Genomic DNA, 18,174 nt, shown 5'->3' with positions numbered 1-18,174 from the left:
TAGCTGAACGCTTATTTCGCAACACCAACGTTTAGTTGAGGCACCTTACAGAGCTCGCGGTAAAGGGCTTCGACTGGAAACTCGCCATAAGCGTCGGCTACCGACTTTGAACCGTGACCGGTCATTGCCTCGAGGATATCCTTGGCAAGGCCGTAACGCCGCCCAAGCGTCTTCATCCGGTGACGCCAAGAATGGCTCGGCGAAATACGAGGGTCGGTGATGCCGAGCTGCCGAACGAAACGTCCGATGACCTTCGTGCCATTGCCACCACGCCTTCCAAATTTGTCCGGGGGCAGTTCGGGGAATATCGGGCCGGCCTTTTTCTGGAGTGCAAATTTGAGAAAACCGCTCTTTTCCAGCGCTGGGTGGACCGGAATAATGCGTTCTGATCCTGCCGTTTTGACCGAACCCGCTTCGGGCATGATCTTCATGCACCAGATGCCATCGATCTCGACTACGTCCTCGCGGCGTAGTTGGCAGATCTCAGACACGCGAGCGCCGGAATAAGCCCCGATCCACGGCACCCAACGCTTCACTGGATCTGACGACGCCATTGCAGCGGTTAGCACAATCTTGGCTTCTTCGTCTGTGAAGCTCCGCTTTTTCTCGCTCTGCTTGCTGCGGGTGTCCAGCGAAATTCCATCTGCAACATTCGAACTGATTTTCTTATTGACGACGCCCCATTGAAGGATCGCTCGGACCGGTGCGAGTTTGGCATCCTGGATTGTCTTGGGCCGGAGACCCTCGTTCAGCATCGCCTCTTTCCAACGAACCAGATCGTCACCCAAGAGAGCCCGAGCATTGTCATGCTTCAAGAACGCAACCAACTGTTTCACGACGCGTGACCACTCATAAAGCGTCTTAGCAACAGGCCGGCGCTCCTTGGCCCAGCCATCAACGAGATCACCGAACGCGTATGGCTCTCGAGAAGGCGATGGAGCTACGATACTGGAACTGATGGCCGCGATAGGCAGCGCCATAGTTACGCCTTGCGCCAACTGCTGCAGGACCACGCTGGCGCGCTGGACGGCTGCTCCGATCGCGCGAGCCAATAGCCTATTGTCGTCCCCAACCAGGCGAAGGCCGGTATTCGACGCACAGCTATCTGCCCACTCCAGGCACCATCGCTCCATTTCACGGACCCGCAGTTCGTCCCGGTCGACAACCATTTCTGTGGAGTGGACATACAGGAAGTCGTAATTAGCCGGGGCCTGGCTAGGCTGGAAAATCTTCGAGCCCAGATCCACGCGCCAATCAGTCTGCTGGCTTGGATTTTCCAAGTGCCGCTGCAACCACCTGTCGTAGAAGGGCGCGGCCAGATGATGCGCCTCGCGCTCAGTTAGGCTCTTCTGGCCTGACCGGAGATTGGCCCATTTGGCCTCGATTTCGGCGAGAGCTGCGGCATGCCTTACCTTCGCTTGCGCGGGGTCCTTCGTTCCGAGCGTACGTAGCTCCTCCCGCTTTCCCACGAGCGTGATGAGCTCATCCGGAACGCGCTTCCGTAGCCAGTAGATACCCGTTTTTGGGTGCTTCCAAGGACGTGACATGGCAAGGGGCATGTGTATCACCCGTGTGTATTACCGGGTAGCCCTCAAGTCATTGTTTTCACTGAATTGTCTTTAGCGCCAAGGGCTTAGGAAGCCGATGGTGCCCAGGGGCGGGATCGAACCACCGACACTGCGATTTTCAGTCGCATGCTCTACCAACTGAGCTACCTGGGCGCTGACCCGGCGAGGCGGGGTGAGCGGCCGGTTTATAGTCAGGCAAATCGGCGCTGTCCACCCGCATGACAGCGATTTTACAGAGAGAATTTCGCCGTCAAAACAACGCCCAGCGGCGAGACGCGGCCACCGACCGGACAACCGGCCTATTCGCCGTCCTCGTCGTCGGTGGGACGGCCGGGAATCGCGTAATTGCCGGACAGCCAGCGATTGAGATCGACGTCGCGGCACCGCTCCGAACAGAACGGCTTCGAGGCCGGGACGGAGGGCTCGCCGCAGATCGGACAGGGCTTTGCCGGACGCGGGCTCTGTTGGGTCTTAGCTTGCATTCAACCAGCCGAAACGGATCGGAAACCCTTCGCCCCCAAGCAGCGAGACGGTTTCATACAGCGGCAGGCCGACCACGCTCGTATAGGAGCCGACCATCTTCACCACGAAGGAGCCTGCAATGCCCTGGATCGCATAGCCACCGGCTTTGCCGCGCCATTCACCTGAGCCGATATAGGTATCGATGTCGTCTTCGTTCAACCGCTTGAAGCGGACACGGGTTTCGACGATGCGCTGGCGGAAACCTTCTCTCGGAGTGACCAGGCATATCGAGGTGTAGACCCGGTGATTACGGCCGGACAGCAGACGCAGGCATTGCGAGGCCTCATCCACCAATTCCGCCTTGGGCAGGATGCGGCGGCCGACGGCCACCACCGTATCGGCGGCGAGAATGAAGGCACCGCGCAATTCGTCGTCGAGCTGGACGGATTTCAGCGCGGCCTCGGCCTTGGCGCGGGCCAGACGATTGGCGCAGGCACGCGGCAGCTCACCCCGCTCCGGGGTCTCGTCCACATCGGCCGGGCGCAGCGCATCGGGCTCGATGCCAGCCTGATTGAGCAAGCTGACGCGACGTGGCGAACCGGAGGCGAGAACGAATTTAGGGCGGCCGAGCATGCGAGGCTATGATCCTGAAATTGCGGCCGGAAACTATCGGAAGGGCTGCGCGGCGGCAACCGCTGCGAGGCCCACGAACTCCGGCTGCCGGCGACCGGCTTGACCGGGCGACGACAAAGGATAGCGCGGAGCGATGATACGCTCACGGCTTCGGCCGCGAAAACCGCTTCCGTATCCGCAGCAACAACCCGTCCATCACCTCACGATAGGCGGCGAGCTTCTGCTCGCGATTGCCCTGGGTGTCGGTGGGATCGACGGTCGGCCAGTATTCGACATCCGCCGCCATGGTCCGCGTCAGATCCAGCGCCTTGTGATGCGCCTCCGGCGACAGCGTGATGATGAGATCGAAATTCATCCCTTCCCAGTCCTCGAGTTCTTCGAAGGTCATGGGCCGGTGCTTCGACAGGTCCTGTCCCATCTCAGCCATGACGGCAACGACGAAGGGATCGAGCTCGCCCTTCTTCACTCCTGCGGAACGGACATAAAGCGTTTGCGGAAACATCTGCTGCAGCAGACTCGCTGCCATCGGCGAGCGGACGCTGTTCTGCCCACAGGCGAACAGCACGGCTTGCGGCGTTCGCACACGGGGCGGCGCCGACAACGTTTAACCTTTCCAATGCAATACGGAGATCAGCGTAAAGAGCCGCCGCGATGTTTCGAAATCGACGCGGACCTTGCCCTTGAGGCGCTCCTGCAGCGTGCGCGAGCCTTCGTCATGAATGCCGCGGCGCCCCATATCGATGGCTTCGATCTTGTCCGGCGTCGCCGTGCGGATCGCCTGATAATAGCTGTCGCAGATCATGAAGTAGTCCTTCACGATCCGGCGGAACGGCGTCAGCGAGAGCAGATGCGCGACGACGGGCGTGCCGTCTTCCTTGCGGATATCGAACATCAGCCGGCTGCCGGTGATGCCGATATGCAGCGTATAGGGACCAGCCGCCGCGCCTTCCGGCGCGAACAGGTTTTCCTCGATCAGGTCATAGATCGCAATGGCGCGCTCATGCTCGATATCCGGCCCGGAACGGCCGATCGACTCCTCATCGAGCGTCACCGCCACGATGCGATTGTTGGGGTCGTTATCGTCTGAGGGGGAATCACTCATCGCAGATTGAGACGCAGTCCGACCGATCTTGCGTGGGCATCGAGGCCTTCCGCCTTGCCCAGCGTCATCGCAGCCGATCCCAGCGCTCGCAGCTGATCCGGCCCGCACTTCAGGATCGACGTTCGCTTCATGAAGTCAAGCACACCGAGACCGGACGAGAACCGGGCGGACCGCGCTGTGGGCAACACGTGATTGGAGCCGCCGACATAATCGCCGATCGCCTCCGGCGTATGGCCGCCGAGGAAGATGGCGCCGGCGTTGCGAATCTTGACCGCGAACGCGTCGGGATCGGCGGTCATCACTTCGAGATGCTCCGCAGCGATGGCATTGGCCAGCGGCACTGCGGCATCGAGCTGGTCGACCAGAATGATGGCGCCAAAATCCTCCCACGAGGCGCGGGCGATCTCGGCACGCGGCAAAGTGGTGAGCTGCGATTCCACCGCGAGGACGACATCATCGGCAAGGCGCGCGCTGTCGGTGATCAGGATCGACTGCGCATTGGTGTCGTGTTCCGCCTGCGCCAGCAGATCGGCGGCGATCCAGTCGGCATTGGCGGTGTCATCGGCGACGACCAGCACCTCCGAGGGGCCGGCGATCATGTCGATGCCGACACGGCCGAACACCTGCCGCTTGGCAGCGGCCACATAGGCATTGCCGGGGCCGACGATCTTCGCCACCGGCGCGATGGTGTCGGTGCCATAGGCTAAAGCGGCCACGGCCTGCGCGCCGCCGACACGGTAGATTTCGGAGACGCCGCCGAGCTGCGCGGCCGCCAGCACCAGCGGATTCAGCTTGCCGCCCGGCGACGGCACTACCATGACCACGCGATCGACACCGGCGACCTTTGCCGGCACCGCATTCATCAGCACGGAGGACGGATAGGCCGCCGTGCCGCCGGGCACGTAGAGGCCAACCGCCTCGATGGCGCTCCAGCGCCAGCCAAGCTCGACGCCGGTGGCATCGGTGAAGCGTTCGTCCTTGGGCATCTGGCGGTTGTGGAAAAGCTCGATCCGGTCGCGCGCAAAGCGCAGCGCATCCACGGTTTCGGTGTCGCAGGCAGCCACGGCGGCATCGATTTCGGCCGGAGTGACGCGCAGGCCGGAGGCCTGCAGGTCGAGCTTGTCGAACTTGCGGGTGGCATCGAGCAGCGCCTCATCGCCGCGCGCGGCCACATCATCCACGATGGCCCGGGTGGCGGCCTCGATATCGGCGGCAACCTCGCGCTTCATGGCAAGGAAAGCTTTGAAACGCTGAGGAAAATCAGCGCTGGCGGCATCAAGGCGAAGTGGCATTTTGATTTCCCGGCGAAGCCCGACCGCAGGCTCCCCTGCTCAATGGCGCGGGTGGTGGATGGCGTCAAGGCTGGGGGGGGGGGGCGGAACGGCGTCGCCTCTTAATCCCTCCCACTTGCGGGGAGGGTGGCCGGCCCCCTTGGACCGGTCGGGTGGGGGCGCCCCACGTGACGTCGAGTATGTGGAAGTACCCCCACCCGTCTCGAAGCTCGCTGAACACCCGCTTCTCACCACCCTCCCCGCTGCGCGGCTTCGCCGCTTGGGGGAGGGAAAAGAAGCGCTACGCGCTCAAATCCGACGCCACATCCTCTTCCCCGCCCAGCTCTCCCGGCCCGAGATCCGCCAGTTCGCATTCCAGGCATTCGATATCCAGCCGCAGCGCGCCGCGGCCGTCGAACAGCAGCAGGGCATTGCCGCCCGGCGCTTCGCTTTCGTTGAACTCGATGCCGAGCAGCTTCAATACGACATCGCCCCCCTCAAGATCGATGTCGCGGAACTTGCAGGCCAGCACACGGTCGAAACGCAGCGCCGAGACCAACCGCCGCGGCTCGACCGTGCCGGCGATCGTCTGGTCCCAATCGAGCCGGCTCATGCCGATGACTAGGCGCTTCTCGCCAGGCCGCCAGACGATGTCGGCGACACGGACTTCGGCGTCCTGCACATGCGCAGAAATCACCGCGAGATCATCCGCATCCATGCCGATGAGTTTGCGTCGCCCCGTCACGATGTTTCCCCGCACGCGATCCCGTAGGATGGGTTGAGCGAAGCGATACCCATCACCCCTTGCACCTGACGCGATGAGTATCGCTCCGGCGCTTCGCGCCTGCACTCAACCCATCCTACGACATTCTCAGCCGCTGATACGTTCGATCTGTGCGCCGCAGGCCGACAGCTTTTCTTCAAGCCGCTCGAAGCCGCGATCGAGATGATAGATGCGGTTCACCATGGTCTCGCCTTCGGCCGCGAGCGCAGCGATCACCAGCGACACCGATGCCCGCAGATCCGTCGCCATCACAGGTGCGCCGCGCAGCTTGGCGATGCCGTCAACGGTCGCCGTCTCGCCGTCGAGATGAATGCGCGCGCCGAAACGGGCCAGTTCCTGCACATGCATGAAGCGGTTTTCGAAGATCGTCTCGGTGATGTGCGACGAGCCCTTGGCCATGGTCATCAGCGCCATCAGCTGCGCCTGCAAATCCGTCGGAAAGCCTGGGAACGGCGCGGTCGCGACATCCACCGATTTGATGCCGGCGCCGTTGCGGGCAATACGGATACCCTCATTGTTCGGCGTCACCGTCGCACCGGCCTGGACGAGCACATCAAGCGCCGATTGCAGCAGCTCCGGCCGCGCGCCTGCGAGCAACACGTCGCCACCGGTCATCGCCACTGCCATGGCGTAGGTGCCGGTCTCGATCCGATCCGGCAGCACGGTGTGGCGGGCGCCATGCAGCTTGGTCACGCCCTCGATCACGATGCGCGTGGTGCCGGCCCCGCTGATCTTCGCACCCATCTTGTTGAGGCAGTCGGCGACATCGACGATCTCCGGCTCGCAGGCCGCATTGGTAATGACCGTCGTGCCCTTGGCGAGGGTCGCGGCCATGACAGCCACATGGGTGCCGGATACGGTGACCTTGGGGAAATCGATCTCGGCGCCCTTGAGGCCGCCAGGGGCTTTCACGACCACATAGCCGCCATCGATCGAAAGTTCGGCGCCGAGCTTTTCCAGCGCCATATTCAGGAGGTCCACCGGACGCGTGCCGATGGCGCAACCGCCGGGCAGAGAAACCCGGGCCTCGTGCATGCGCGCGACCAGCGGCGCGATCACCCAGAACGAGGCGCGCATCTTCGACACCAGCTCATAGGGCGCCGTGGTGTCGATGATATTCGCCGCGGAGATATGCAGGGTCTGGCCCTGATATTCATGATCGCCCGGACGCTTGCCGGCGGACATGATGTCCACGCCGTGATTGCCGAGGATGCGCTGCAGCTGCGCGACATCGGCGAGGCGCGGAACATTGTCGAGAATCAGGGTCTCGTCGGTCAGCAGGGCCGCAATCATCAGTGGCAGCGCCGCGTTCTTCGCGCCGGAGATCGGAATCGTGCCATTGAGTTTGTTGCCGCCGACAATGCGAATGCGATCCATACTGATTCCCGCTGAAATGCTGACATCCTTTTATAGGGCCAATGGCCCCACCCGCGCAAAAGCTTCGCCTTTGCGGCTTTTCGATGGGAACCGACTGATAGGAAAGGACCGATTCGGCCCGATTCCCAGTCCTTGCCGGAGGATGGGTCAAGCGAAGGCGCGAAGGGCCGGAGCGAAACCCATCATTCCGTCGATATGGCAAACGCGGCCGACCGATGGGTATCGCTACGCTCTAGCCATTCTACAGGCTCACTACAGGCTCATGCCCAGCGGCCGGAATTTCCGCGCCGCCAGGAAGGTCGCCACCACGAACAGCACCAGCACGATACCCTGCACGATGGCAAAAGGCGGCTCGCTGGGCGGGACGCTCGGCGCCAGCGCGTGCAACACCGGCACTTTGAGGAAGCTCTGGATCACCAGCACAAAGACATTCAGATAGAGCGAGGTCATCGCCGTGACCACATAGATCCAGCGCCAATGTCCCTGGAGCTTCTGTCCATAAAGCGCCAGGCAGGCGATCGCCAGCAGCACCAGCGAGATGATGCCGATCACATGGGACGGCAGCAACTTGTCGACGGGAAACATGAACCCGGTCACGCTGGTAAGGATCGTGGTCAGTAGAAAAATGCCGGTCCAGCCCGGCATCGGCCGAGACCTCAACAGACCGACCATGGCGACAAGGCCGGTAACGATTCCGATCAGGCTGATAACGACATGAATCAACGTAACCACGGCAACGCTCAATCCCAAAGTCATGATGCGCTCCTGCTCTAGAGTCGATCTAACTTAGGGTGCGATGCATGTATTTGGCAACGGCTGGGCGACTTGCGGATGCCGTGTTCAATAATAACGGGGGATCGGTCCGCTATGCGGCGTCATCCGATCCGACAGGTCGAACATCACCTCGTCCACGTAACACCAGCCCCAGCCTTCCGGCGGATCATAGCCCTCGATGATCGGGTGCCTCGTCGCGTGAAAATGCCTGGTCGCATGCTGGTTCGGCGACTGATCGCAGCAGCCGACATGGCCGCAGGTCCGGCAGATGCGCAGATGCAGCCACGGACTGCCGATCTTGAGACATTCCTCGCAGCCGAGCGCGCTTGGCGTTACTGTGCGGATACCGGAGACATGGGTGCAACGGATCGCCATCGCCTGTTCCTCCTACAAAGTCGGCCGCGCGCTGTCGCCGAGAAAGCCATGCAACGCCGCCACCACCTGCGCGCCCTCGCCGATGGCGCCGCCGACGCGCTTGACAGAGCCGGACCGGACATCACCCACCGCAAAAACGCCGGGCACGGATGTCTCCAGCGCCTGCACAGCGCGGCCGTTGACCGGCACGCCGGTGACGACGAAGCCGCCGCGATCGAGTACCACACCGCAATCGGCCAGCCAGTCGGTGGCCGGATCGGCACCGACGAACAGAAAGAGATTGCGGATATCGAACGTCTCGTTCTCGCCTGACAGGCGGCTTCGCGTCGTGACCCGCGACAGGCCTGCTTCCGCATCGCCATCCAGCGCGACAACCTCGGTGTTGAAGACGAGTTCGATATTCGCCGTCGATTCGATGCGATCGATCAAATAACGCGACATCGACGCGGCAAGCCCACCGCCGCGGATTACCATGCGCACCTTGACGGCCTGCGACGCCAGAAACACCGCCGCCTGTCCGGCCGAATTGCCGCCGCCGACCAGGATCACCTCCTGCTCCCTGCACAGCCGGCCCTCGATCGGCGAGGCCCAGTACCAGACGCCGCGGCCCTCGAAATCGGCAAGGCGGTCGATCTGCGGCCGTCGATAACGCGCGCCCGACGCGATCACGATGGCGCGCGCCTTCAGCACGTCGCCATCATCCAGCGCGAGACCGAACAAGCCATCGTGTCGCGAGCAATCGAGCTGCCCCACCGTCACGGGGATCATCATCTCGGCGCCGAATTTCTGCGCCTGATTGAACGCCCGCGCGGTCAGCGCATGGCCGGAAATGCCAGTGGGGAAACCGAGATAATTCTCGATCCGTGCGCTGGCGCCAGCCTGGCCACCAAAGGCGCGCGAGTCGCAAACGGCAATCGAGAGGCCCTCGGACGCGCCATACACTGCAGTCGAGAGGCCCGCCGGACCGCTGCCGACGATGGCGACGTCATAGACCTTGCCCTTCTCGATATGGCGAATCATGCCCATGGCATGCGCCAGTTCGGACAGCGACGGATTCTTCAGCACCGTGCCGTCCGGCACCACGACCAGCGGCAACTCGTGTGGCGACGGCGCGTAGCGCGCCACCACATCGGCGGCATCCGTATCCAGTTGCGGATCGAGCAGATGGTAGGGATAGCCGTTGCGGGTGAGAAAGCCTTGCAGCCGCACCACATCGCTGGCCATCGGCGAGCCGATCAGCGCCGGCCCGCCGACGCCGCCCTGCAGCAGGTTTACCCGACGCAGGATCAGCGCACGCATGATGCGCTCGCCGAGATCGGCTTCGGCCACCAGCAGCGCCCGCAGCCGCTCCGGCGGGATCAGCAGGGTCTCGACATCGCCCTCGGCGCGGCCATCCACCAGCGCCGCCCGGCCGGACAATTGGCCGATCTCGGCGAGAAACTGCCCGGCGCATTGATCCGCCACCGGCGACACACGACCAAAGCCATCGCGCTGGGTGACGCAGACATGGCCGGACAGCACCACGAACATGCCGGGACCGGGCTTGCCCGTCTCGAACAGCATGTCGCCATCCTTGTAATGCACGACCTCGCCGAACCGACGCATCCGCTCGATCTCCACAGCCGCGAGCGAGGGAAAGGTCTGGTCGTAACGCGGCGTCAGCATCGCCGCCTTTTTGTGCTCAGGGATGTTTTTCGGGTCCATGGAATCTCACTTGCGCGCTGAAAGTCACCGACTATTCCCGATCAGGATCATCCTGTCCTGAACGGTTGTCAGCTCCAGTATCGGGGTGTGCCACCCCTGCCGCCGCCGCGGCAAGGTCGGCACGCCCGCGCAACTGCGACTTGCGCTTTTTCAGATTGTCCCGCAACGCCTGGCGCAGACGTACCTGCCGGGCCAGTTCGCGGTCATTCGGGCTGTGGGGCGGACGGTCGGCCATGAAAGTGCTGTCAGAACGGCTTGGAATTCAGGTATCTGACCATCCTTCTAACATCCGGCGACGGCGGGAACGAAACACGTTCATTTGCGCGGTCTGCCGTCAAAGCCGGCAGCGGAACCAACGACACCGGGGCGATCCCGTACAAATCCTTCATAATGATGCCGCCAGAGGCAGTCCCGCGCTTGCACCCCGGGTGAGTGTGTGGCAGAGAACGCCTCGCTTGGCGGGCCGCTTCGGCGTCGATTCCCGCAACCAGCATGCTGCCGTAGCTCAGTGGTAGAGCACTCCATTGGTAATGGAGAGGTCGACAGTTCAATCCTGTCTGGCAGCACCATCTTTTCACGAGCACCGCAGAAATCATTGAGAGAACCGGCCTCGTCCGATCGCAGAGGCTGAGCCGTGACGGGTCGGGCGCAGCTTGTCCGCGACAAGCTTTTGCCATTCGTCAGGAGGAAGGTCACTGCACACGTCGCGCTGTGAACACCGCGGTCACCAAGTCGAGCGCCAACGCCGCAGCGATCGCGCAGGCGCCGAGGACGAACAGCATCCGGTAGTCGCCGCCGCTGTACTCGAACATGAATGACAGTCCGTAGGCCGCCGCAGCCTGAAAGATCGCGAAGGCAACGGTCGCCGTACTCCAGGCGGCCTTTTGCCGTGCGGGCTGATGCGGCAGCAATTCGCCGATGCGGCCGAGCACAAGCGGCACGGTGCCGGTGACGAACGCACCAACGATGACGCTTGAGACGACCAGACCTGCTCGGCCGAGGTCGAATACGGGCAGCGCAACGGCGATGGCCTCGATGAAGAACGCCAAGCGCAACGCCGCGCCAAAGCTGGCGCGGTCGGCGAGATGACCGGCCACCACCGGTCCCAAGGTCGCACCGATCCCGAACAGCACCCAGAATTCGGCACCGACCTCGACGCCCTGATGCAGTCCGCGTGCGACATAATCCACGAGGAAGATCATATGCGGCACCCAGCCCGCGGCATTCAGGGCGTATTCGCCGTAAAGAGCGCCCAACGTGATTGAACGCGCGCGGCCCGCCGCTGCCGGCGCGTTGTCGATCGGCGTCGATGCGTCGGCCTTCTCATGCGGCCAGCCTCCCCAGGCCAGGGCCGTCAGCAGCGCCGACAGCAGGCCGAGACCGATCCAGGTCTGGGCGACACCACCCTGCAGCAACAGGGGGACGAGCGTTCCCGATGCCGCAACGCCGGCGCCGACGCCCATGAAGATGACGCCGCCGGCGAGACCACGACGCGGCCCTGGCACATGTGCCAGCACAGTCGGCGCTGCCAGCACCATCAGCCCTCCGCCCGCGAGTCCGGCGGCAAATCGCCAGCCGAAATACCAGACGAATGACAACGGCTCGGCACAAGCAAAAAAGGCGGCCGTCGCAAGCAACATCATTACCCGCAGGACGGTCACCACCGACCAACGGACGGCGAGGCGACGCCCCAGCAAGGCGCCAGCCAGATAGCCCGCCAGATTCGCGGCGCCGAGATAGGCAGCCGTCGAGGCATCGAACCAATGGGCGCTGACGATGGCAGGCAGTAGAGGAGTATAGGCGAAACGGGCCAATCCGATCCCGATCAGGCTGGCGCAGAACGCCGATAGAACGGGGCGCCAGGCCATATCGGGATAGCGATGGGTTGACGTCCCGCGTGCTTCGCTTCGGGCACCTGACATGACGCGATCTCCAGACCTATAGGTTTTGGAGATGTTAGGCCCTAGAATATATCTCAAAAAGCGATTAGACGCGATAAGGGTATCTGCTCTTGAGATAGCAGAGACCAGACATACGCGGGGATGTGCCAAGGAAATCAGTGTGCTGCCGGGTATTGAGCAGGTTTCCGTCCTCGCTACCCGGGCTTCGTCAAGCATCAAGCTATCTTGAAAAGGAATACGCGATGGATGTGTCGGATCTCGTGATTTTTGAGGCCGTGTCCCGACACGGCAGCATGAACCGGGCCGCCGCCGAGCTGAACACGGTCCAGTCCAATGTCACCGCCCGTATTCGCGCGCTTGAGGACGAGCTTGGGGTCAGCCTGTTTCATCGGCATGCGCGGGGCGTTTCGACGACGCCATCGGGTCGCAGAATTCTGCCCCTTGTCGCCCGACTGACAAAACTGCTCGCGGATGTGCGAACTGCAGCCAGGGATGACGGCGCGCCGCACGGCAGCCTGCATCTCGGCAGCCTGGAAACGACGACGGCATTGCGCCTGTCGCCTCTCCTGACGCAATTCGCCAGGACCTATCCCGAGGTTCGGCTGGCCGTCACCACCGGGACCACGCGCAAATTGCTTGATGACGTCATCAACTGCCGCCTCGAGGGCGCCTTCGTCGCTGGGCCGGTGACCCATCCGGACCTGCACCAAGAGACCGTCTTCACCGAGGAGCTGGTGCTCGTCACGTCGCGCCAGTTTCGCGGCCTCGACGGGCTCAAGGCTATCGCCGACCTCAAGACCATCGTCTTCCAGGCCGGCTGCTCCTATCGCCAGCGGCTCGACAGCCTGCTCGCGGACATGGGGGTGATCACGGCCAAGCCTCTGGAATTCGGCTCGTTGGAAGCCATCATCAGCTGTGTTTCCGCAGGCATCGGCGTGACACTGCTCCCCAAGGGGATCGTCGAGCCGGCCTGGCAGGCAGGCCGGATCGCCGTTCATGAACTTCCATCTAACGCAGGTCATGTCGCAACACTGTTTGTCCGCCGCCACGATGGCTTCGTGTCCAGCGCCATGACGGCGTTCCTGCAGCTGACCCGATCGCGCGCGAACGAATTGCCCCTTGCATCGCTGGAGCCGGCGGCAGTCTGAGCGCTTTAACCGGTCTCCAGGCCCCGACGATCGCCCGTCATCTCCAATACGCTCAGGGCATCGCGATCATCCACGGCCCTGGCATCGTCGATATAGGCGACCAGCAGGCGGTTGATCGCGTTGGCATCCAGCAAACGGAAGTCGGACAGCCGGATCCAGCCGTCGAAAAAACGATCGACGTAGCCGACCGTGCTGTCCCGCTCCTCTACCCAGTTCGGGCCGATCAGCCCTGCCGGATGCAACTCCCAGTAACAGGAGATCATGCGCTGGCTCTGCGCGGCGCGACCGAGGATTCGTCGCCCGTCGCGCGGCGCCTCGGCCATCGGCCGGAGAAACTGACCATATTCCCTCAAAATCCGCTCGACCTGCATCCAACGCGCTTCCATTGACGGACAGGCGCCGAACGGCACCGCGTCAGGAGGTAATCGGGACGAATGAAGTTTGTTTCGGCCGCCACGGCGACGCGCTGGTGCCCTACAAAGGGGCGATTCCGACGCCGTCGATCACAAGAAATCTATTTGGAGCGAAACCAAATCGTTACGGGTTGCTGCATCGGCCTGCATAGCCCCGTTAACTCGCTGAAAATTAACAGTTCTTTCAATTTTAATTAATTTGTCGCTAAGGATAATTTTGCGCAGCGTCTCATCGTGTCGGGTTGTAGGCCGCTGTGGCGAATGGGTGACAGCAATTTGCGCAAAACCTGTCTATTTCGACGGCATAGACGGAGCCCAAGCGCGCCCCGCTCTAAAACGGTTTTCTGGAGAAGAAAAAATGAAGAAGTTCCTGCTGGGCACCGCTGCCCTCCTCGCGATGGGCGCTTCGGCCTCGGCCGCTGACCTCGCTGCCCGTCCCTACACCAAGGCTCCGGCTTACGTCGCTGCCCCGATCTACAACTGGACCGGCTTCTACATCGGCGGTCACGTCGGCGGCGCCTTCAACGGCAACAGCGGCTTCGGCGGCACCTCGGACAACTCTGACGGTCGCTTCCTGGGCGGCGTGCAGGCCGGCGCCGACTATCAGTTCGCTCCGAACTGGGTGATCGGTATCGAAGGTCAGTACAGCTGGGTTGGCAACAACAACACCAACATCGTGTTCGGTGGCACCGGCTTCGGCTACAACCTGAACCAGAAGGGTCTGGCCTCGGTCACCGGCCGCATCGGTTACACCTGGGGTCCGGCGCTGCTCTACGTGAAGGGCGGCTGGGCTTATCAGGACGCCACCGAAACCCTGTTCGCTCCGGTTGGTTACACTGGCGGCTTCGCCACCACCACCAAGGACAACGGCTACACCGTTGGTGCCGGTCTCGAATACCTGTTCACCCAGAACTGGTCGGGCAAGATCGAGTATCAGTACTACGACTTCGGCAAGACCGAAATCACCACCCCGGCCCTGTCGGCTATTTACGGTTCGTCCAAGAACGACCAGCACACCGTCAAGGCTGGCCTGAACTACCGCTTCAACTGGGGCGGCCCGGTCGTCGCGAAGTACTAAGCTTCGCGCCTGATCTCAGGCTCGTAACGAACGGAAAGGCCGGCGGCAACGCCGGCCTTTTTGTTTGTCCTCCGCGTCGCGTTTAGGTCTCGATAACCGCGTAAGCTTCACGACAGCCTGGGAGCACCGATTTACCCGAATGTTAACTGGGTAGCAGCATACTCCCAACCGCGTTCCGCCTGACACTACCGCGGACGTGGGGGAGTCATGAACGTGAAGTCGGTTTCTGGGAAATTCGGACGCATGCGCCTGTCGCGTCCGCGCTTTGGCATTCGCGGCAGCCTGTTCGCCGCCTTCACGGTCATAGCCGGCATGGCGATTCTCATCAGCGCCGGCGCCGGAGCGATCCTCGGTCAGCTCGGCCAGATGATGACCGATCTCAACGGTCGCGACATTCCCAAGCTCACCGCCAGCCTCGAACTCGCCACCGCGAGTGAGAGTCTGGCCAGCCAGGGGCCGATGCTGCTCGCTTCTCCTACTGCAGATATCTTGAGGGAGCGCTCGCAGCGCATGCGCGACACCCACAAGGTCGCGGTACAGAAGCTTGGCAGCATCGCGCAGCTCGGCGCCGACAAGGCTGTCGTGGCCGCCCTCGGTGACAGCGTAAAGAACATCGAGGACACCATCCGCAGCCTCGGCGCTGCGACGCAGGAAAAAATCGACGCCGCAGTCCTGCACGACAAGCTCTATAATGCCGTACGCGCCGCCGCCGATAATTTCGTCAAGCAGGCGGCACCGGCCATCGCCGACGCCCAGGCCGGCATGGACGCAACCTTGCGTGCCGTCGTGTTCTCGGCCGAGGATTCCGGTGAGGCCTCGCGGATCATCGTGCAGATCGGCAATGTCGTTGCCGACACCAACCTGATCTCGTCCGATCTGATGGCCGCGCTGTCAGCCGGCTCCGGCGAAGCGCTCTCTCCCATCGAGGACAACTTCAAAACCGCACAGACGCGGGTGAAGACGAATCTCTCCGCGCTTGAGGGTGCGATCAGCAGCATCCCGGATCTGCGCAAGGCCGCCGAGCAATTGCTTGCACTCGGCGACGGCAAGAACGGCGTCTTCAAGGTTCGTCAGAAAGAACTCGACACGCTCGAATATGGCGAACTCATTCTCGACGAAACTCGGAAGCTCAATGCAGGCCTTGGCATCAGCGTGAAGATGTTGGTCGACAAGGTGCGCGCCGAAACCGACGCCTCGACCGCAAACGCCCAAACGACGATCTCGCTCTCGACGCGGATCATGCTCGCGCTTGGCGGCCTGACCCTGATCGGCTCGGCCCTGTTCGTCTGGTTCTATGTCGGCCGCAACATCCTGCGCCGCATCGCGCAGCTGCAGAAGGCGATGCAGGCGCTTTCGAGCGGCGACCTCGAAACCCAGATCGCACGCGGCAAGCAGCAGGACGAGATCACCGTGATGGCCGACTCGCTGGAGGTATTCCGCGAGAACATGATCAATGCGCGCAAGATGAGCGCCGAGCAGGATCGCGACCGTCTCGCCAAGACCGAGCGCGCGACGCGCGTCGAGGCGCGCATCCACGATTTCGAGGGCAAGGTTCGCGCCGCGCTCGACAAGCTGCAGACAGCTGCCAACTCCATGCAAACGACCGCTCAGGACATGTCGGCCACGGCCGACCGCTCGAGCGCCCTTGTCAGCGCCGTGGCCGCCGCTGCCGAAGAGACATCAGTAAACGTGCAGACGGTTTCTGCCGGCACCGAAGAGCTGACATCGTCGATTGCCGAGATTAGCCGTCAGGTCACCACCTCAGCGCAGATCGCCGCCAAGGCCGTGAGCGAGGCCGGTGCCACCGACGCCACGATGCAGGGCCTTGCCGAGAGCGCAAACCGCATCAGCGTGGTGATCGATCTCATCCAGACCATCGCCTCCCAAACCAATTTGCTGGCGCTCAATGCCACCATCGAGGCGGCGCGCGCGGGCGATGCCGGCCGTGGCTTTGCAGTGGTCGCATCGGAGGTGAAGGGCCTCGCCGAACAGACCGCGAAAGCCACCGACGAAATCCGTACGCAGATCGTCGCCATGCAGCAGGTCACGTCTACTGCGGTTGGCGCGATCAGAAACATTGGCCAGACCATCACCGAGATCAATGAAGTCAGCGCGGCCATCGCCACCGCCGTGGAACAGCAGGGTGCGGCGACACGCGAAATCGCCCGCAACATCCAGCATGCGGCGGGCGGCACCAGCGAAGTGTCGACCAACATCGTCGGCGTGAACGATGCGTCGTCTCAGGCCGGCGCTGCGGCGACGGATGTGCTCGGCGCCTCCGGCGAACTCCGGCGCGAGGCCGATATTCTCCGCGGCGAAATCGACGAATTCCTGACCAGTATCCGCGCGGCCTGACGCAGCCTTGGCGCGCAGCGTGCGACAATACGCGCCGCGCGTCCTTGCGCTCGCCACATAATTCATGGACTGCTCCCCACGCAGTCCATGACCCTCGGGCTGCGCCAGCTGCGAGGACTGCACCATGCCGACATCTTCAGTCACATCGATCCATCAGCCGCGCCAGGACCTGCGCCATGACTGGCAGCGGCACGAGGCCGCCGCGCTCTATGCGCTGCCTTTCTCCGACCTGATCTTCCAGGCGCAAAGCATCCATCGCAGCAATTTCGATCCCAATCATATCGAGACGGCGAGCCTGCTCAGCATCAAGACCGGCGGCTGCGCCGAAGACTGCGGCTACTGTTCGCAAAGCGCGCATTACGATACGGGCCTCAAGGCCACCAAGCTGATGGACCAGGACGCCGTCGTCGCCACCGCGCAGCGCGCGAAGGATGCCGGCGCCAGCCGCTTCTGCATGGCCGCCGCATGGCGCAACCCGAAGGACAAGGATCTCGATCGCGTTTGCGACATGGTGAGCGCAGTGAAGTCGCTCGGCATGGAGACCTGCGCCACACTCGGCATGCTCACCGACGATCAGGCGAAACGCCTGCACGCCGCCGGTCTCGATTTCTACAATCACAATGTCGACACCTCGCCGGAATTCTACGGCAAGATTATCACCACGCGCACGATGCAGGACCGGATCGACACGCTGTCGCGCGCCCATGAGGCGGGCCTCAAGACCTGCTGCGGCGGCATCATCGGCATGGGCGAACAGGTCGAGGATCGCCTCGGCATGCTGCTGCTGCTTGCCAACATGCCGCATCATCCGGACTCGGTGCCGATCAATCTCTGGAACGAGGTGAAGGGCGTGCCGGTCAACGACACGGCCGAGCGTCCCGATCCGATCGCCCTCGTCCGCATGATCGCGGTGGCGCGTATCATGATGCCGAAGAGCGTGGTCCGGCTTTCCGCGGGACGGCAATACATGACCGACGAATTGCAGGCCCTGTGCTTCCTCGCCGGCGCCAATTCGATCTTCATCGGCGATGTGCTGCTCACCACCAAGAACCCGCAGACCGATCGCGACGCCAATCTTCTGGATCGCCTCGGCATGACCTCGGGCATCTCAGCCACGGAAGCCGCGCCGGCCGCCATGCGCGCCAGCGCGTAGAGACAGCTAGCTGCGATCGAATCGTGTCCCGGACGCGATGCGGCGCGAAGTGCCGCTTCGCAGAGCCGGGACCATC

Annotated in this window: 18 protein-coding genes and 2 tRNA genes; 5 read left to right on the top strand and 15 right to left on the bottom strand. The window is 62.9% G+C overall.

Annotation, left to right across the window (positions count from 1 at the left end; genetic code table 11):
* Nucleotides 1–11: 11 nt before the first annotated feature.
* The 13 genes from E0H22_RS03645 to E0H22_RS03585 all read right to left on the bottom strand — a co-directional run bounded on the left by E0H22_RS03645 (nucleotide 12) and on the right by E0H22_RS03585 (nucleotide 10,285).
* Nucleotides 12–1,559 carry a site-specific integrase gene (locus tag E0H22_RS03645; protein WP_233024384.1) on the bottom strand — a complete coding sequence of 516 codons (1,548 nt, stop codon included), beginning with the start codon at nucleotides 1,557–1,559 and terminating at the stop codon, nucleotides 12–14.
* Nucleotides 1,560–1,645: 86 nt separating this feature from the next.
* Nucleotides 1,646–1,721 (bottom strand) — tRNA-Phe (locus E0H22_RS03640).
* 146 nt (nucleotides 1,722–1,867) lie between these two features.
* Nucleotides 1,868–2,050, bottom strand: a complete 183-nt coding sequence (yacG, locus tag E0H22_RS03635) for a DNA gyrase inhibitor YacG (protein ID WP_233024383.1) — start codon at nucleotides 2,048–2,050, stop codon at nucleotides 1,868–1,870.
* Nucleotides 2,040–2,663, bottom strand: a complete 624-nt coding sequence (locus E0H22_RS03630) for a Maf-like protein (RefSeq protein ID WP_233024382.1) — start codon at nucleotides 2,661–2,663, stop codon at nucleotides 2,040–2,042. The genes yacG and E0H22_RS03630 overlap by 11 nt, the downstream gene beginning before the upstream one ends.
* Before the next feature lie 142 nt (nucleotides 2,664–2,805).
* Nucleotides 2,806–3,264 (bottom strand): arsenate-mycothiol transferase ArsC, encoded by a 459-nt coding sequence (locus E0H22_RS03625; protein WP_233024381.1) that lies wholly within the window; start codon nucleotides 3,262–3,264, stop codon nucleotides 2,806–2,808.
* Nucleotides 3,265–3,267: 3 nt separating this feature from the next.
* Nucleotides 3,268–3,765, bottom strand: a complete 498-nt coding sequence (locus E0H22_RS03620) for a UPF0262 family protein (RefSeq protein ID WP_233024380.1) — start codon at nucleotides 3,763–3,765, stop codon at nucleotides 3,268–3,270.
* A complete protein-coding gene (hisD, locus tag E0H22_RS03615; protein ID WP_233024379.1) occupies nucleotides 3,762–5,057 on the bottom strand; it encodes a histidinol dehydrogenase in 1,296 nt (431 codons plus the stop codon). Before hisD ends, E0H22_RS03620 begins: the two co-directional genes overlap by 4 nt.
* Before the next feature lie 280 nt (nucleotides 5,058–5,337).
* Nucleotides 5,338–5,781: a DUF2948 family protein gene (locus E0H22_RS03610; RefSeq protein ID WP_233024378.1), complete on the bottom strand. Its 444-nt coding sequence runs from the start codon at nucleotides 5,779–5,781 to the stop codon at nucleotides 5,338–5,340.
* Nucleotides 5,782–5,907: 126 nt separating this feature from the next.
* A complete protein-coding gene (murA, locus tag E0H22_RS03605; protein ID WP_233024377.1) occupies nucleotides 5,908–7,197 on the bottom strand; it encodes a UDP-N-acetylglucosamine 1-carboxyvinyltransferase in 1,290 nt (429 codons plus the stop codon).
* 252 nt (nucleotides 7,198–7,449) lie between these two features.
* Nucleotides 7,450–7,953, bottom strand: a complete 504-nt coding sequence (locus E0H22_RS03600) for a hypothetical protein (protein ID WP_233024376.1) — start codon at nucleotides 7,951–7,953, stop codon at nucleotides 7,450–7,452.
* An 84-nt stretch (nucleotides 7,954–8,037) separates the two neighbouring features.
* A complete protein-coding gene (locus E0H22_RS03595) occupies nucleotides 8,038–8,346 on the bottom strand; it encodes a UBP-type zinc finger domain-containing protein (RefSeq protein WP_233024375.1) in 309 nt (102 codons plus the stop codon).
* A gap of 12 nt (nucleotides 8,347–8,358) precedes the next feature.
* Entirely contained in the window at nucleotides 8,359–10,050 is a 1,692-nt protein-coding gene (locus tag E0H22_RS03590) for an FAD-dependent oxidoreductase (RefSeq protein WP_233024374.1), read from the bottom strand.
* Between the two features lie 31 nt (nucleotides 10,051–10,081).
* Entirely contained in the window at nucleotides 10,082–10,285 is a 204-nt protein-coding gene (locus tag E0H22_RS03585) for a hypothetical protein (protein ID WP_233024373.1), read from the bottom strand.
* Between the two features lie 259 nt (nucleotides 10,286–10,544).
* Here E0H22_RS03585 and E0H22_RS03580 point away from each other — a divergent pair.
* Nucleotides 10,545–10,619: transfer RNA gene (locus tag E0H22_RS03580), tRNA-Thr, on the top strand.
* Between the two features lie 123 nt (nucleotides 10,620–10,742).
* Here E0H22_RS03580 and E0H22_RS03575 read toward each other — a convergent pair.
* Nucleotides 10,743–11,972, bottom strand: coding sequence for a YbfB/YjiJ family MFS transporter (locus tag E0H22_RS03575; RefSeq protein WP_233024372.1), 1,230 nt, complete (start codon nucleotides 11,970–11,972; stop codon nucleotides 10,743–10,745).
* 221 nt (nucleotides 11,973–12,193) lie between these two features.
* Here E0H22_RS03575 and E0H22_RS03570 point away from each other — a divergent pair, with 221 nt between their 5' ends.
* Nucleotides 12,194–13,099, top strand: a complete 906-nt coding sequence (locus tag E0H22_RS03570) for a LysR family transcriptional regulator (protein ID WP_233024371.1) — start codon at nucleotides 12,194–12,196, stop codon at nucleotides 13,097–13,099.
* 5 nt (nucleotides 13,100–13,104) lie between these two features.
* Here E0H22_RS03570 and E0H22_RS03565 read toward each other — a convergent pair whose 3' ends face one another.
* Entirely contained in the window at nucleotides 13,105–13,470 is a 366-nt protein-coding gene (locus E0H22_RS03565; RefSeq protein ID WP_233024370.1) for a hypothetical protein, read from the bottom strand.
* Between the two features lie 400 nt (nucleotides 13,471–13,870).
* Between E0H22_RS03565 and E0H22_RS03560 the strand changes: the two genes are divergently transcribed.
* The 3 genes from E0H22_RS03560 to bioB all read left to right on the top strand — a co-directional run bounded on the left by E0H22_RS03560 (nucleotide 13,871) and on the right by bioB (nucleotide 18,098).
* On the top strand, nucleotides 13,871–14,590 hold the full coding sequence (locus E0H22_RS03560; protein WP_233024369.1) for an outer membrane protein: 720 nt from the start codon (nucleotides 13,871–13,873) through the stop codon (nucleotides 14,588–14,590).
* A 243-nt stretch (nucleotides 14,591–14,833) separates the two neighbouring features.
* The gene (locus E0H22_RS03555; RefSeq protein WP_430715259.1) at nucleotides 14,834–16,945 is read left to right on the top strand and encodes a methyl-accepting chemotaxis protein; all 2,112 of its coding nucleotides are present in this window, start codon (nucleotides 14,834–14,836) and stop codon (nucleotides 16,943–16,945) included.
* 124 nt (nucleotides 16,946–17,069) lie between these two features.
* Nucleotides 17,070–18,098: a biotin synthase BioB gene (gene bioB / locus E0H22_RS03550; protein WP_233024367.1), complete on the top strand. Its 1,029-nt coding sequence runs from the start codon at nucleotides 17,070–17,072 to the stop codon at nucleotides 18,096–18,098.
* The last annotated feature ends 76 nt before the right edge of the window (nucleotides 18,099–18,174 follow it).

It is taken from the genome of Rhodopseudomonas boonkerdii (genome assembly GCF_021184025.1).
GTDB classification, from domain to species: Bacteria; Pseudomonadota; Alphaproteobacteria; order Rhizobiales; family Xanthobacteraceae; genus Tardiphaga; species Tardiphaga boonkerdii.
Note: the sequence above shows the minus strand (reverse complement) of the source record. Positions and strands in the feature narration are given on the sequence as shown.